General features: G+C 34.2%; 15 protein-coding genes, 1 other RNA gene and 1 riboswitch. Of the genes, 7 read left to right on the forward strand and 9 right to left on the reverse strand.

What is annotated here, in order from left to right:
• Positions 1-590: 590 nt before the first annotated feature.
• Positions 591-689, reverse strand: an RNA gene (ffs, locus tag GJV77_RS08620) — signal recognition particle sRNA small type.
• 88 nt (positions 690-777) lie between these two features.
• On the opposite strand from ffs, the gene GJV77_RS08625 reads away from it, so the two are divergent.
• Positions 778-1,869, forward strand: coding sequence for a glutaminyl-peptide cyclotransferase (locus GJV77_RS08625; protein WP_155035970.1), 1,092 nt, complete (start codon positions 778-780; stop codon positions 1,867-1,869).
• Positions 1,870-1,933: 64 nt separating this feature from the next.
• On the opposite strand, the gene GJV77_RS08630 is transcribed toward GJV77_RS08625, so the two are convergent.
• The 3 genes from GJV77_RS08630 to GJV77_RS08640 form a co-directional block, all read right to left on the reverse strand.
• Positions 1,934-2,914: a hypothetical protein gene (locus GJV77_RS08630; RefSeq protein ID WP_155035971.1), complete on the reverse strand. Its 981-nt coding sequence runs from the start codon at positions 2,912-2,914 to the stop codon at positions 1,934-1,936.
• A 70-nt stretch (positions 2,915-2,984) separates the two neighbouring features.
• Complete coding sequence (locus GJV77_RS08635) at positions 2,985-3,659, reverse strand: DUF2461 domain-containing protein (protein WP_155035972.1); 675 nt, start codon at positions 3,657-3,659, stop codon at positions 2,985-2,987.
• Positions 3,656-4,078 carry a DNA-deoxyinosine glycosylase gene (locus GJV77_RS08640; protein WP_240142844.1) on the reverse strand — a complete coding sequence of 141 codons (423 nt, stop codon included), beginning with the start codon at positions 4,076-4,078 and terminating at the stop codon, positions 3,656-3,658. Before GJV77_RS08640 ends, GJV77_RS08635 begins: the two co-directional genes overlap by 4 nt.
• Positions 4,079-4,341: 263 nt before the next feature.
• Between GJV77_RS08640 and GJV77_RS08645 the strand changes: the two genes are divergently transcribed.
• A complete protein-coding gene (locus GJV77_RS08645) occupies positions 4,342-4,539 on the forward strand; it encodes a hypothetical protein (RefSeq protein ID WP_155035973.1) in 198 nt (65 codons plus the stop codon).
• Between the two features lie 228 nt (positions 4,540-4,767).
• On the opposite strand, the gene metE is transcribed toward GJV77_RS08645, so the two are convergent.
• Entirely contained in the window at positions 4,768-7,077 is a 2,310-nt protein-coding gene (gene metE, locus GJV77_RS08650; protein ID WP_155035974.1) for a 5-methyltetrahydropteroyltriglutamate--homocysteine S-methyltransferase, read from the reverse strand.
• A 173-nt stretch (positions 7,078-7,250) separates the two neighbouring features.
• Positions 7,251-7,438: riboswitch (cobalamin riboswitch) on the reverse strand.
• 163 nt (positions 7,439-7,601) lie between these two features.
• Between metE and GJV77_RS08655 the strand changes: the two genes are divergently transcribed.
• Together GJV77_RS08655 and GJV77_RS08660 are read left to right on the forward strand one after the other, a co-directional pair.
• Positions 7,602-8,063, forward strand: coding sequence for an Lrp/AsnC family transcriptional regulator (locus GJV77_RS08655; RefSeq protein ID WP_155035975.1), 462 nt, complete (start codon positions 7,602-7,604; stop codon positions 8,061-8,063).
• Positions 8,064-8,164: 101 nt separating this feature from the next.
• A complete protein-coding gene (locus tag GJV77_RS08660; protein WP_155035976.1) occupies positions 8,165-8,653 on the forward strand; it encodes a GNAT family N-acetyltransferase in 489 nt (162 codons plus the stop codon).
• Between the two features lie 27 nt (positions 8,654-8,680).
• Here the strand turns inward: GJV77_RS08660 and GJV77_RS14905 are convergent, their stop codons facing one another.
• The 3 genes from GJV77_RS14905 to dnaK all read right to left on the reverse strand — a co-directional run bounded on the left by GJV77_RS14905 (position 8,681) and on the right by dnaK (position 11,283).
• The gene (locus tag GJV77_RS14905) at positions 8,681-8,833 is read right to left on the reverse strand and encodes a hypothetical protein (protein ID WP_240142845.1); all 153 of its coding nucleotides are present in this window, start codon (positions 8,831-8,833) and stop codon (positions 8,681-8,683) included.
• Between the two features lie 190 nt (positions 8,834-9,023).
• Positions 9,024-9,257: a hypothetical protein gene (locus GJV77_RS08670; RefSeq protein WP_155035977.1), complete on the reverse strand. Its 234-nt coding sequence runs from the start codon at positions 9,255-9,257 to the stop codon at positions 9,024-9,026.
• 130 nt (positions 9,258-9,387) lie between these two features.
• Entirely contained in the window at positions 9,388-11,283 is a 1,896-nt protein-coding gene (gene dnaK, locus GJV77_RS08675; RefSeq protein WP_155035978.1) for a molecular chaperone DnaK, read from the reverse strand.
• A 346-nt stretch (positions 11,284-11,629) separates the two neighbouring features.
• Here dnaK and GJV77_RS08680 point away from each other — a divergent pair, with 346 nt between their 5' ends.
• The 3 genes from GJV77_RS08680 to GJV77_RS08690 all read left to right on the forward strand — a co-directional run bounded on the left by GJV77_RS08680 (position 11,630) and on the right by GJV77_RS08690 (position 15,388).
• A complete protein-coding gene (locus GJV77_RS08680; RefSeq protein ID WP_155035979.1) occupies positions 11,630-13,054 on the forward strand; it encodes an L-serine ammonia-lyase in 1,425 nt (474 codons plus the stop codon).
• Between the two features lie 743 nt (positions 13,055-13,797).
• Positions 13,798-14,616: a 3-methyl-2-oxobutanoate hydroxymethyltransferase gene (gene panB, locus GJV77_RS08685; protein ID WP_155035980.1), complete on the forward strand. Its 819-nt coding sequence runs from the start codon at positions 13,798-13,800 to the stop codon at positions 14,614-14,616.
• 76 nt (positions 14,617-14,692) lie between these two features.
• Positions 14,693-15,388 carry an RluA family pseudouridine synthase gene (locus GJV77_RS08690; RefSeq protein WP_155035981.1) on the forward strand — a complete coding sequence of 232 codons (696 nt, stop codon included), beginning with the start codon at positions 14,693-14,695 and terminating at the stop codon, positions 15,386-15,388.
• Between the two features lie 72 nt (positions 15,389-15,460).
• On the opposite strand, the gene GJV77_RS08695 is transcribed toward GJV77_RS08690, so the two are convergent.
• A complete protein-coding gene (locus GJV77_RS08695) occupies positions 15,461-16,312 on the reverse strand; it encodes a sulfurtransferase (protein ID WP_155035982.1) in 852 nt (283 codons plus the stop codon).
• Positions 16,313-16,457: the final 145 nt, after the last annotated feature.

Genomic DNA, 16,457 nt, shown 5'->3' on the forward strand with positions numbered 1-16,457 from the left:
ATCCCTAACTATTGCTACAACAAGATTATACGCAAAATGCAGTACTTCGAAACTACTCCTTATTCTACAAAAAACAATTCAAACCATACTAAATTAATTATTAAGCAAGAAGATTTGCTACTTATAGTATTGATTCTGTATTGATATAAAAAAGTAACATCTGTTGCCAAGCTAGAGCAATAAGTGCAGTATTCCTGCAGTATACTAGCCCAGAAGCGCATTCTCGGCAAGGAAAGTGCACCTATTCTGCACCTATAGGTCAAGGAAGTGTGGAAATAAGATAGATATGAACAGATAATCTATCACAAGTCTTACTATTGATAATAACAAAACAGTATAAACCAATCTGACAACAACCAAAAAGTCTCCAACTTATCTACTACAAAAAGGGAAATTCAGTTTCTGAAATACGTACAGCAAAATATACAATTAATCTTCACGAGTCAACTACCTAGATTAATAAACATCTACAAGTCTTAAGATCAATCAGTTTTGGGGTATTGGTCCCAAAGTTTTAAAAAAGTGAAATGAATAACTAAAAGGTCTATAAAAAAAGAAAATCCCCTAAGAAGGAGATCTTATAAAAACAAAAAAGGCAAGCTACCTACATCGCACCGCTACGACCTCATACCTTTGCTGCGTTCCCACCCTGGAGGATTAAGAGGGAGCTGGTCGTGTAGGACTTGCCACTGCAAATATACAACGGTTTTTTATTTTTCCAAGCTTTTCCTACATTTCTAATAAGATTTGTATCTTGCTAAAAATTAAAAAAGACACATGAAAAAATATAACCTTCTAGTAGCGTTAAGTTTAGGAATAGCTTTTATTAGCTGTTCGAATAAAAAAAATTTAGAAAAAAATGTTATTTCAATTGATACAACACAATTAAAACGTACTTATTCGGCAAATGAAGAGGCTAAATTCACATTAAAAACTGTAGAAAATGCAGAAATAGACTCAGTCGCATACTTCCTAGACAATAAAAAAATAGGTAGTGTAAAGAATAACGATGTTCTAAAATATGCTTTAAACCAAGAGAAATTAGGAAAAAAGGAAGTGAAAGCTATCGCCTATGCAGATAATAATACAAGAGAGTTTGACTACACCATAGAAATTGTGTCTGCCTTCAACCCTATTGAGTACGACTATAAAATCATTAAAACTTATCCACACGATCAAAATGCCTATACCCAAGGGTTAGAATTTCACAAAGGAATACTATACGAGAGTACTGGAAATGGTGAAGGCGGTGGTAGCACGGGAAAAGGTACAGGAAAAAAAGGTAAATCAAGTGTTCGAAAAGTTGATTACAAAACAGGAAAAGTTATACAGATAAACGAACTAGATGATATTATTTTTGGAGAAGGGTGTACAATCCTAAACAATAAGCTTTATCAACTAACTTATTTAAACAAAGAAGCCTTCACTTATAATCTAGAAACTTTAGCAAAAGAAGAAACACTTAAATACTTTGCTGATGTGGAAGGATGGGGATTAACTAATGATGGAGAATTTCTATACATGTCTGTAGGAAGTGAAAAAATCTATAAAGTAAACCCAAAGACATTTGAACTAGTGGATACAATCAGTGTATATAGTCCTAAAGGAGCTCTTCCGTATATCAACGAATTAGAATGGGTAGATGGTAAGATTTATGCAAATGTATATGGATATAATAGCATCGTAATCATAGACCCAAAAACAGGAGCATTAGAAGGATTGATAAACTTCAATGACCTATTAAACTTAACAACTTATCACGATGACCGTGATGTATTCAACGGAGTTGCGTATAACCCCGAAACAAAGACATTTTTTGTAACTGGGAAAAACTGGGACAAACTCTTCGAAATACAAATAATCAAATAAACTTACAAAACTTTATCATAAAAAATGCCGACCAATGGTCGGCATTTTTTATACATCTACGCTATTATTCGTCATAATAATTTCCTTCGTTAATAGCTAAAAGATTTAATTCTTCATCATAGATAAAATGAATGCCATATTCGTCCTCCCAATAACAATCATTATAGTGTATAAGAATCAATCTACCTTCTTTCAAAGCGACCTCTATCCTACTGGGAGGAGCGACCAATTGCCTCAGTAAGCTTCTATCCTCACTAGCTCTTTCTAAAACTAAATCTTCTTGATACTCCTTGTCATAATCTTGCCAAGTATAATTAAAAGAAATTTCTAACCGAGAAGCACCCTTCAAAAACACCTCTTCTACCTCCTTCTTTTTCAATAATTGAATACAGTTGTCTATCCTCTGTTCAATTCCTTCTATAGCAAGTACGTCTTCTTCAATATAGAGCCTACATCCACCTATAATCCCCCAAACACTCGTGTTTATGACCTGTGTACTTACCCACATATAAACATCTTCACTAAAATACAACCTCATGCCTGAAGGCAATAACTTATACTCTGTATCCATAGATAAATCCCAATCTCTTACATCTCGACCAACGAATAGCCCTGTCGTTGTAAATAAAACATAGACACTAGTTCCAAACCCACTAACATCAAACTTAAACGACCATTCCCCTGAATCTTCATTCAATAAAACGACTATATCCACTTTTAGATAATCCCATAACTGAACAGGAGATATCTTATCGAATGGTGCAGTATATACACAGTTATGCTTATCAAAGACGTATCCTTTTTTCACAATGAACTGATAGTATAAATACGCTGTCAATTCTTTAAACGTATTCTCCCATTTTGCAGAGTGAACTTGGGAAACAAACAAATCAACCTGTTTAATCAAGTCAGCATTTTCGCACATCAAATAACTGTCCAACACAACATTAGCCAATATACTTTCTGATAGCTTTAGCGGTTTTTCAAACTGCCAACTTGCAAACTGAAAAGGTTTAAGACTTCCTAAATATGCAGAATATACCATCTTAAATCATTATAATAATTAATCAACAAACTCTCTTTCTATTCAGAGTACTATATCAATACGGAATAAACTATTCATACAAACACACTCCATTGACATCTGTAGTTAAAACATCTGACATATAATCAAACAGTGGTCTCATCGCCATAAAAGTTTTTACCACTTCTTCTTTAAAATTGGAGGCTAATACCTCTTTATCCGTAAAAGAACGCATAACTAGGTATTGCTTTTTACGCAACAAATCAATTGCAGGATGCTCTTTATCAAATCCTTTAGGTGCAGTCTTTAACTCTTCCCCTTTAAGCTCTCCAAAATACTTCTGAAACTCAGCATCTGCTATAATCTCTCTAAGTTCACTATCGTCTGCTTCTATCTCTTTTCGAATACGCAATAAGTCCTCTTTATTTGGCTCCCAAAAACCTCCTCCTACAAAAGTATTACCCGGTTCGACGCTCAGATAATACCCACCTCTAAGCATTGGCTTCGTACGCCCTAAATGCAATCCAAAATAAGTCTTATAAGGCGTCTTATTCTTAGAGAAACGCACATCTCTATAGATACGATGTACATGAAACAAGTCTATACCATCAACAAGAGACATCTCATCGTGTACTTCTTTAAAAAAAGTTTTCACTTCTGTAAATATCTTGTCAAACTCAGGTTTATGTTCGACAAACCAAGGTTTATTGTTATTCTCTCCTAAAGCAACTAAGAAGTCAATATGATTTTTTTCTAACTGTTTCATAGTAGTGTTTTTAATACCTTCCAATAATTTAATTTTTCTACAAAAGACATTCGCGCATTTGCTCCACTCGGTGAAGGTAAAGTCACTAATTGTATGCCTTCAATTTTACCAATGTACTTCCTAAAATACTGACAAGCTTTCTGACTAGAAAACACAAGAGTTTTAATCGTTGGATATTGTTCTATTAGTGCCTGAATATCATTAGGCACTTCATTTATAATATCACTATCTAGGCTACTTTTTCGTTCACAAGACTGCAATACATCCCATAAGCCAATATGATTCCTTTTAATCAATTGCAGCTTTAGAGTATAGTCATCGGAAAAGTTCTCATCAAAAACAGCAAACATCAACTTCCAAAACACATTCTGCCTATTGCCATAATATTCCTCATGAGCCAATGACTTTATGCTAGGCATCGTACCTAAGACTAGAATCTTAGTATTCTAATCAACAATTGGAGCAAAAGCTTGTATTCTAGTATTTTTTGTCATCAATCAAAGTTATCATTATTTACCTTAATACACGAATTTGCCATTATACAATTATCATTTACTATGAATTAGGACACTACACCTTATCTATTACCAACGTTATCTATTTCATAAAAAACGATATGACTTATCTCTTTTTTTCTAGTTTAATTATATTTGTCTTGAAAAGAGAATCCAAAAAAACAACTATGAAAACATTAAGACAGCTTGGACTAATCGCTTTGGGGGTTATGCTAGTGACCTCTTGTGCACCACATTTAAAAACAAATGGAAATAACGGTCTTCCGCCAGGACAAGTTAAAAAAGTAACTGGAGCCAAATCAGCTAAACACTATGCTCCTGGACAAACAAAAAAAATGCATAAAAAACATAAAAGTCATTATTAAAACACTAAAAGAGGTATTACTAGAGTTATATAGTAAAAAGTAGTGCCTCTTTTAGCTAATAGTAATTTACTTCACGCTCTCTACCTATCTTTTACAAGGGATTAACCACTTTCATTTCGAAAAAGAAGAAAACACAAAAAGACCTACCCTGAAGGATAGGTCTAATCACAAATCAGTATCACAACAATAAATACTTCTTTTCTATTACTTTGAAATCTTTTAGAGCAATTAAACTGCCTCTACTAAACTTTCTTTTCGCAATCGCTTAGCGACATGTACCATAGCGATCAAAGCCTTCTCCGTTTCGTCCCAATGACGTGTTTTAAGACCACAATCTGGATTAATCCATAACTGCTTACTTGGGATAAAGTTTTCCGCTTTTTTAATCAAGTGTAACATCTCTTCTTCTTTTGGCACTCTAGGTGAGTGAATATCATAAACACCTGGTCCAATTTCATTAGGATAATTAAACTCTGCAAATGCGTCTAATAAATCCATTTGAGAACGAGAACATTCAATAGTTATTACATCAGCGTCCATTGCCGCTATATGCTCAATAATATCATTAAATTCAGAATAACACATATGCGTATGGATCTGTGTTTCATTTTTAACTCCAGCCGCTGATAGCCTAAAAGCACGTACTGCCCAATCTAAATATGACGCCCACTCTGCTTTCCTCAATGGTAATCCCTCGCGAATAGCAGGTTCATCAATCTGTATGACTTGAATATTTGCCTTTTCTAGATCAAGCACTTCATCTCTAATCGCTAAGGCTATTTGTGTACAAGTCTCTGAACGAGGAATATCATTGCGTACAAATGACCATTGAAGAATAGTTACAGGTCCTGTAAGCATTCCTTTTACAAGTTTACTTGTTATAGACTGTGCATATGCAGACCAGAAAACAGTCAAAGGTTTACTTCTATACACATCTCCATAAATAACAGGAGGTTTGACACATCGACTACCGTAACTTTGTACCCAACCATTTTGAGTAAATGCAAATCCTTCTAACTGCTCGCCAAAGTACTCCACCATATCATTTCTTTCAAACTCACCATGTACTAGTACATCAAGTCCTATTTCTTCTTGCCAATGAATAGCTCTTGCCGTCTCCTCTTTTAACAATTGCTCATACTCCTGAGCGGATAACTCCCCTTTTTTAAACTTTGCTCGCCACTGTCTAACTTCTGTCGTTTGAGGGAAAGAGCCAATAGTAGTCGTAGGAAATAGAGGTAACTCTAACGCTTTGTGCTGTAACGGTTGACGAATACTAAAAGTATCCTTTCGATTACTATCACTTTCTGTAATCCCCTTCACACGTTGCTTAACAGAAGTATTGTGAATAAGTTTGGACTCTCGTTTATTTGTATGTACTAACTTATTATCTCTATAATAATCAACACTTTCCCTGTCCGCTATATGAACTAATTTAGCCAATTCACTAACCTCGTTAACCTTTTGTTTTGCAAAAGCTAACCATTGTTTTATTTCACTAGAAAGTTTTATTTCACTAGCTAAATCAAACGGAGAATGTAAAAGAGAACACGATGTAGCTACTATTACTCGGTCACTTCCCAACTTCTGAACTGCTTTATCAACCAAGATCAATGACTTCTGATAATCATTCTTCCAAATATTACGCCCATCAACTACCCCTAAAGATAGTTTCAATGATAGTGGTACTTCATTGAGAATCTTGTCTAATTGTTCTTCACCTCTTATCAGATCTAAATGAAGGACTTCGACGGGCAGCGATAAAGCCCATGTAGTACACTCTCCTAGATCACCAAAGTAAGTAGCTAAAATAACTTTCAACTTAGGAAATCTAGCTTGAATTTCATGGTAAAAAGAAGTAATCACCGCTTTTTGTTCTACTGTCAAATCTAATACTAAAAATGGCTCATCAATTTGAATATATTCAACTCCCTCATCTACTAATCGCTTAATTACATCAACATAAACCGGTAATAGGCTATCAACTAAACTCAATACATTAAAGTCTTCCTCCTTAGCCTTACCAAGCAGTAAATAAGAAACCAATCCTAGAATTACAGGTTTAGTTTCAATCCCTTGCTTCTTAGCCTCTTTATACTCCTCCACAATCTTTAATGAAGTCAAGCTAAAGGATTGGCCTTTATAAAATTCAGGTACAATATAGTGATAATTGGTATCAAACCACTTCGTCATTTCCATAGCCGTAATGTCTAAGTCACCTTTCTGATACCCCCTAGCCATCGCAAAGTATAAATCCAACTGTGACAATTCTTCTATTGCTTGTAATGGTTGATAACGCTTAGGAATAGCTCCTATCGTTAAACTCCAGTCTAAAACTTGATCATAAAAAGAAAAATCATTTGAAGGGATCAAATTAATTCCTGAGGATTGTTGTAACTCCCAGTTTTGGCGACGAATATTTTGAGCTACTTGCTGTAATTCATCTTTTGAGATTTTACCAGCCCAATACAATTCATTTGCTTTCTTCAGCTCTCTTTGGCTACCAATACGCGGATAACCTAATACTTGTGTTTGCATTTTTTAAACTTTTTAAAGATTATATAGCTTAAAAAGTTCTCTTACTTCTCAAATGCATTTCGATTGTATAAATAAGATAAAGTAGGTATATAGCAATATTATGTCCTATTTAGATATAGGAACTTTGATTTCTAATTGCATCAAATACGACTTTAGCTCTATAACGCGAAAGCATTGTCCACTCAAAAATGGCAGGTATCCTGACTTGTAACTACTTTAACCGCCCTTCCCAATTAATCAATCAGTGAGCATAATTTGACTAAAGTATTATCATTACTTACAGTTGCGCGACAGTTCGTGATTTACACACGATTCCCTTTTAATCTACAGCTAAGTAAAACCTATTTTTGTTTGATGAAGTTCTTAAAGAACAATTCATTTATTTTCTACACAAAGATACATACACAGAACAAAACATAAATACACACATCATTAATAAGATTTTTTATCTTACATTTAATACTTGATTAGATTTTTTATCCTAAAACACTAATTTTTATACCTTCAAACAAAATATTATTCTAATGCACAACTTAGACGAAACCGATTTAAAACTATTCAGAATACTCAGTGACAATTCAAATCTTACAACAAAAGAGATTGCCCAGATGGTAAACCTATCACCTACACCTGTTTTTGAACGTATAAAACGACTAGAAAAAGAAGGCTTTATCAAGAAATATGTAGCATTAATTGATGCTGAGAAACTAAATAAAGGATTTATTGTATTCTGTAACATCAAGCTTAAACAACACGAACGCTTTATCAACAACAAGTTTGTCGAAGATATTATGCTAATAGATGAAGTTGTTGAATGTTATAATATTTCCGGAGACTATGATTTTTTACTAAAAGTCTTTGCCAATGATATGAAGCACTACCAAGACTTTGTCTTTAATAAATTAGCTATGGTCGATAGTATTGGAAGTACACACAGTTCATTTGTAATGAGAGAAATTAAAAACGGTCCTAATGTTTCGTTTTAATTCTTTGATTAAATATGTACTATAAACTATTTCGATCATAAAATAGCTAAATATAAAAATCACCTTTCAAACAAGAACTATTTAGACCATCTAAACAAATTATGATAAGACCAACAGAAATAACTGACCTACCTCATATATTAGAAGTTTTAGAGGAAGTGAAACAGCACATGTTTTATCAAGGTATTGATCAGTGGGATGAGGAATATCCCAACGAGAATATTATTCATACAGACATTAAAAAAGAACAAGCTTACATCTATACTCAAAACAATAAGATAATTGCTTATATGGTTTTAAATGAAGAATACGACATAGAATACAATGCACTCAACTGGACTACTCCTACTTCATTTATCGTTATTCATCGTTTATTTGTAAAACCTACTGCTCAAGGAAAAGGTATATCAAGTCAGATGATACAATATGCAGAAGAATACGCTAAGACAAATAACTACGCCTCTATACGCTTTGACGCTTACTCACGAAACAACACTGCCAATGCAGTATATCTAAAAAAGAACTATCGTTTAGTAGGTACTGTACAGTTTAGAAAAGGAGTATTTAACTGTTATGAAAAGGCATTATAGTAAAAACCGAGCTTATTAACGGCTCGGTTATATATTTTTAGTACTTTGATACTGTATAGGTTCTTCATTCAGATACATCTCAGTAGGTGATTGTTTAGTATAAAAGATATCTAAGATAATTATATCTTCTTCTACTATTTCATAAAGAACTTTATACTGATAGATTAGGATATATCGCATCGCGATTTTTCTATTTAAGGTAGAATACTCTGTTTGACCTAAATAAGGGAAATGCAACAAATCATCTACTCTTAAAACAATTACATTAACAATCTATTCAGCGTTCTCTATACTAACATAATTGACATAATAGTCATATATTATTTTCAATCTACTTAAAGCATATTCAGACCATATTATCTTCATAGTATTACCACTTAGTAATCATTTCTTTTACTTGCTCTTGTGTATAATATCTCCCCTCTTCATAGTCTTTACGAGAAATAGCTAAGCGCTCTTCTAACTCTTCTTCGGTCATTGGAGTAAACAGAGCTTCTCGCTCTACCAAAGTAGTTACATAAGCACTAATTGTGTCCAATAGTTGCTCATCTTGTACACTGTTTAGGTATTCTACCAATCTCTCTTTCTTTGCCTCTATACTCATAACCTGTTCATTTTAAATCACAAAGATAATGATTACTCAATAACACAAAGTATTATAATTCAAACATTAACAACAAAAAAACCGAGTCCATACAGACTCGGTTTCTCTCTTTATAACTATATAAGTGGTTTTACTTCACTTCTTCGTACTCTACATCTTGTGTACCATCAGCATCACCACCTTGGTTTGGCTGTCCTTGTTGAGGACCTGCTTGACCACCTTCAGCTTGTGCTTTGTACATTTCTTCAGATGCTGCTTTCCAAGCTTCGTTAATTTTATCTAACGCTGGTTGGATAGTATCCACATTTTTAGTTTCAAAAGCCGCTTTTAACTCAGCTAAAGCACCTTCAATGTTTGTTTTATTTCCTTCAGATAATTTATCTCCGAACTCTTTTAATTGTTTTTCCGTTTGGAAAATCATAGCATCAGCCTCATTGATTTTCTCTACGTTTTCTTTTGCTTTTTTATCCGCATCAGCATTAGCCTCTGCTTCTTTTTTCATTCTTTGGATTTCTTCTTCAGTCAATCCAGATGAAGCTTCGATACGAATATCGTGAGATTTACCAGTTCCTTTATCTGTAGCAGATACTTTGATAATACCGTTAGCATCGATATCGAAAGTTACTTCGATTTGAGGTACACCTCTTTGTGCTGGTGGTAAACCATCTAAATGGAAACGACCGATTGTTTTGTTATCGTTAGCCATAGGTCTCTCACCTTGTAATACGTGGATTTCAACCGATGGTTGGTTATCTGCTGCAGTAGAGAATACTTGAGATTTCTTAGTTGGGATAGTCGTGTTAGACTCAATCAACTTAGTGAATACACCTCCCATAGTCTCGATACCTAATGAAAGTGGAGTAACGTCTAATAATAATACGTCTTTTACATCTCCTGTTAATACACCACCTTGGATAGCAGCACCGATAGCTACAACCTCATCAGGGTTAACTCCTTTGTGTGGTTTTTTACCGAAGAACTTCTCTACTTCTTCTTGGATTCTTGGGATACGTGTAGATCCACCTACTAAGATTACCTCATCGATATCTGATTTAGATAAACCAGCATCTTTTAAAGCTTTCTCACATGGCAACATAGAACGACGTACTAAATCATCCGATAATTGTTCAAATTTAGCTCTTGTTAATGTTTGTACCAAGTGTTTTGGTCCTGAAGCAGTAGCTGTAACATAAGGTAAGTTAATCTCTGTTTGTGTAGCAGATGATAACTCAACTTTAGCTTTTTCAGCAGCTTCTTTCAAACGTTGTAATGCCATAGCATCTTTACGTAAATCTACTCCTTCAGCAGCGTTAAATTCGTCTGCTAACCAGTTGATGATTACGTTATCAAAGTCATCTCCTCCTAAGTGAGTATCTCCATTAGTAGATAATACTTCGAATACACCATCTCCTAGTTCAAGGATAGAGATATCAAATGTACCACCACCTAAGTCATATACTACTACTTTTTGGTCAGTTCCTTTTTTATCTAATCCGTATGCTAACGCAGCCGCTGTAGGCTCGTTAATAATACGTCTAACTTTTAATCCTGCAATCTCTCCAGCTTCTTTAGTCGCTTGACGTTGCGCATCATTAAAGTATGCAGGTACTGTAATTACAGCTTCTGAAACTTCTTGTCCTAAGAAATCTTCTGCTGTTTTCTTCATTTTTTGAAGAGTCATAGCTGAAATTTCTTGTGGTGTATATAAACGACCGTCAATATCAACACGTGGCGTATCGTTGTCTCCTTTTACTACTTTATATGGTACAGCTTCAACTTCTTTCGCCGCTGTGCTGAATTTCTCTCCCATAAATCTTTTGATAGAAGCAATAGTCTTAGTTGGGTTAGTTACAGCCTGACGTTTTGCAGGATCTCCAACTTTAATCTCTCCTCCTTCAACAAATGCTACAACTGAAGGTGTTGTTCTTTTTCCTTCTGCATTTGAAATTACTACTGGTTCATTTCCTTCCATTACAGAAACACATGAGTTCGTAGTTCCTAAGTCAATACCAATTATTTTACTCATAATATTTTTATAGTTTATTTTTTACAATTCATTTAATTTGAGTTTCACACTCGATTACTAATTAGTCAATCTTTGTGCCAACCCAAGATTATGACCAATTTGTCTGTTTTCATACAATAGTCATTTCTTTTTTGTGACATATTGTCATTTTTAAGAAAAGTAAATCAGTTTATCCTGTCGCATTCGTCAGATTTTCTGACAGAATTAAACGAACCAATACCCTATTATCTATCTTTGAAAATCATTTATTCTAATTTCAACTTAATTTTAAACCTCACAACATTACAAAAAAATTGCAACTGATAAGAATTTAGCTATCTTCGTAATACTTAAACAAATTGACTTTATGGAATGTATTTCTGTATTTGATATGCTCAAAATAGGTGTTGGACCTTCTAGTTCTCATACGCTAGGTCCATGGAGAGCAGCCGAACTTTTCTTAAAAGAACTGCGTGAACGCCTTATTTTTAATAAAGTTTACCATATTCGAATTGATCTTTATGGTTCACTTTCTCTTACTGGTGTTGGTCACGCTACTGATTTAGCAGTTATGTTAGGTCTAAGTGGTGCTGATCCAGAATATGTACCTGTAGAAGATATTAGTAATATTATTGCACGTATCAATGAATCTCAAACACTACACTTAGGTGGAGAGATGTATATCAATTTTATTCCTGAAACAGATATTGTATTTAACAAAGACTTTCTTCCGTTTCACGCAAATGGTATGTCTTTCACAGTTGAATATGAAGGTGGTGAATCCTATACTTCGACCTTCTATTCTATCGGTGGAGGATTTGTCGTAAAAGAACATACAATAGAAAACACCGAGAACGAAGAGATTAAAGCTAGTTTCCCTTTCCCAATTGACAAGGCTACAGAACTTCTTGCCTATTGTCAACAAGAAAATAAGACAATATCTGAAATCGTTTACGAAAACGAGAAATCAATTCGTACAGAAGAAGAAATACACAACGAATTGCTTAGAGTGTGGAATACGATGCTCGAATGTATGTACATTGGTTGTCATACTGAAGGAATACTTCCTGGTGGACTAAACGTACGCAGAAGAGCCTATGACATGCATGTTAAGCTGAAAGGTGAAATACCTTATAACACACCTTCTGAATGGTTAGACACTATCCGAAAAACAAAAGTTTACTTCAGACAAATACTGAAATGGGTAAGTTGTTTTGCATTAGCTGTTAATGAAGTTAACGCTTCATTAGGTAGAGTTGTAACTGCTCCAACAAATGGTAGTTCTGGTGTTATACCGGCTGTATTAATGTATTATCTTGTTATTGAAAACCACAAAGCTAGTGACAAAGAGATAAAACAATTCTTATTAGTTGCTGGAGAAATTGGGAGTATCTTCAAAAAAGGAGCAACAATCTCTGCTGCAATGGGAGGTTGTCAGGCAGAAATTGGAGTATCTAGTGCAATGGCTGCTGGAGCTTTATGTGAATTAATGGGAGGAACACCCGAACAAGTAATGATAGCTGCAGAAATCGCAATGGAACATCACCTAGGATTAACTTGTGACCCTATCGGTGGATTGGTACAAGTACCATGTATTGAAAGAAATACTATGGGTGCCATCAAAGCTATTAATGCTGCTGAACTAGCTTTAGATACTGATCCTAAAAATGCAAAAGTTCCTCTAGATAAAGTAGTAAATACCATGTGGGAAACGGCAAAGGACATGAATAATAAATACAAAGAAACCTCCGAAGGTGGACTTGCAATAGCAGTTAATTTAGCAGATTGTTAATCCCTTAATCATTACTTTCATTCATCAAATACTAATTTGATTAAAGGAAAAGGTGTTTGTCTATTAGATCTAATAGCGCTAAAAAAGTTGATATTTATCTAACTAAACAACATAGCATTACTTTTAAAAAAGAAGGTATGCTACCTTTTAAATTTTTCAAAAAACTGCTACTTTTTCCACTAAATTATTAACTTGATACTGAATATAGAAACATTTTTTTTTAAGTACCTTGTTTTAGCTCTTGGAGATCTCAAAACAACAGTATTTGTTACCAAGTTACTGCTATAAGTGCAGAATACGTGCAGTTTGCTAACCCAGAAGTGGATCCTTGGCAAGAAAAGTGCACGTATTCTGCAAGTATAGGTCAAGAAAGCGTGGGAAAAAAATGTATATAAATAAACTATCAGTTTCAGTAACCTGATCGACTTCAAAAATTATACTAATTAAAGTACTAAATAGCTTGTTTTATAAGTCGCTTATGAATGTCTATTTGATGTTAGAAGGGTATCAAGTTAATATTTTTCAAAGAAAACAGCGTAGAACTACTTTTTCTAAAGTTTGCATAATAGTCGTTATGTTTTTCGAATACCTCCTCGTTTTCTCACCAAATCATGGTTATGATACTAGACAGATATACATAAAGGAAAATGATATAATTGAAAATCAATATGCATAAAATCAAATTACGTTTGATTTTGTACATATTTATTTACCTTTACCCTTGAAACAAAAAAACAACAAAAATGTCAGTAGCAAAAAAAGATTACAAAAAAGTGACTACCAAGTCTCTTATTGATATGAAAGCTAATGGAGAAAAAATATCTATGCTAACGTGCTATGATTACTCTATGGCTAAAGTATTAGAAGCAGGAGGAGTTGATGTTATGCTAGTTGGAGACTCAGCTAGTAATGTAATGGCTGGACACGAAACAACCTTACCTATAACACTTGATCAAATGATTTATCACGCTCAGTCTGTGGTACGTGGAGCTGATAGAGCATTAATCGTCGTTGACTTACCTTTTGGCTCTTATCAATCTGATCCTAAAGAAGCACTTCGTTCAGCAATCCGCATCATGAAAGAAAGCGGAGCTCATGCTGTAAAAATGGAAGGTGGAGAAGAAATTAAAGAAGGAATCAAAAGAATTTTAGATGCAGGAGTACCTGTAATGGGACACCTAGGACTTACTCCACAATCTATCTACAAATTTGGGACCTATACAGTACGTGCAAAAGAAGACCAAGAAGCTGAGCAGTTAATGAAAGACGCAAAAATGCTAGAAGAGATTGGATGTTTTGCCATTGTACTTGAAAAAATACCAGCTGCCTTAGCGAAGAGAGTTGCAGAAAGTATTTCGATTCCAGTAATTGGTATTGGAGCAGGAAATGGAGTTGACGGACAAGTATTAGTCATCCATGATATGATTGGATTAACACATGAATTTAATCCTAAGTTTCTAAGACGATACTTAAATATTTTTGACCAAATGAAGGAAGCCGTTTCACAGTATGTCGATGATGTTAAGTCTCTAGACTTCCCTAATGAAAACGAACAGTACTAAGTACAAAAGACAATATATGATTAGTAAAATATCCTTTTTGAAATAAAAAGGATATTTTTGTTTCAAATTAATACAGATGAAAATAGTCTCAACACCTGAAAACTTACAAATACTACACGAAGACAACCATATAATCGTTATCAATAAACGTGTAGGAGATATCGTCCAAGGAGATCAAACAGGTGATATGCCTTTAAGTGAGATTGTCAAAATCTACTTAAAAAACAGATACAATAAACCTGGTGAAGCTTACTTAGGCGTGGTTCATCGTCTAGACCGACCAACATCAGGTATTGTCCTTTTTGCTAAAACTTCTAAAGCATTAACACGCTTAAACGAATCTTTTAAAAACAGAGAAACTCAAAAGACTTATTGGGCAGTAATTAAAAATGCTCCTCCAAAAGTGGAAGATACACTAGAGCATTTTTTGGTAAGAAATTCTAAAAACAATACATCTAAAGCGCACAAAAAAGAAGTACCTAATAGTAAAAAAGCAAAGCTATCCTATAAGTTATTTCATCAATTAAAAACATACTCCGCATTAGAAATAGACTTACATACAGGCCGTCATCATCAAATTCGCTGTCAACTAGCAGCAGTTGGTTGCCCTATCAAAGGAGATTTAAAATATGGTGCTGACAGAAGCAATCCTGATGGAGGAATACATCTACATGCCAGAAAACTAACTTTTACACATCCTGTTACAAAAGAAACGCTGACTATAATCGCACCTACACCTCCTGATGTCATTTGGGATGAAGTATCTAAATAAAAAAAGAGCTTAATAGATTAATAGATAGAAATGCCCAAAAAAGTTAGACACTTTATTGGGCATTTTTTATATCTATTTCTCTGTAGCAATAGCATAGCCACTTCTAGACCACTCACTCCAAGACCCCACATAAAGTTTTGGAATGTCAAAGCCAGCAGACGCTAAAGACAATAAAGTATGACAGGCTGTAACACCTGATCCGCAATGCACAATAATCTTATCCTTATCAAAGTTTTCAATGATCTCCTGATACTTAGCACGTAACATATCTGGGGGTAAAAAATATCCATGTTCATCTAAATTTGACATAAAAGGTATATTAATAGCACCAGGGATATGTCCTGCTACTAAATCAATAGGCTCTGTAATACCCTTATAGCGATTAGGTTCACGTACATCAATAACCAAATAATCAGTATCCTCTGAATGTGCTTTAACTTCATCTATAGTTACTTGTGGCAAAATCCATCTATCTATAGTATATAAACCAACCTCTGGAATGGGCTCCACCTCACTTGAAGTCGGTACTCCTGCTTTTACTGTAGCTTGGTATCCTCCATCTAGTACTTGAACTTTTTCATGTCCTGCTGCACTTAACATCCACCAAAACCGTGCTGCTGAGTTTCCACCATTTTTATCATCATAAATAACAACATGACTTGTCTTAGAGATACCTAAATCTTGGAGAATCCTTCCAAACTTATCAATACTTGGCAAGGGATGTCTTCCCCCTTCAGAAGCATCACTACCTACTGTAGCTAAATGCTCGTTTGCATCAACAAATATAGCACCAGCTAAGTGTTCCTTTTCATAATTACTCCTTGCAGTTGCGTGATTACTAGCATCTATAAGAACTAAATTTGTAGGTTGACTAGCTATTAATTGTTTAAATGCTTCTTGTGTAATAATCGGTTTTAATTTCATTCGTTTTTGTCTTCGGTTTATACGTTTTTCGAATGTAAACTATTTTTTTCAAATGTCGTATAACTAGATAGTCAATTCATTCATTACTGATCAAATTAAAAAACATACAATCCTTTTTTCTAATTGTATAACACTATTTCTTAAA

It is taken from the genome of Myroides pelagicus (assembly GCF_009711055.1).
Lineage (GTDB): Bacteria > Bacteroidota > Bacteroidia > Flavobacteriales > Flavobacteriaceae > Flavobacterium > Flavobacterium pelagicum.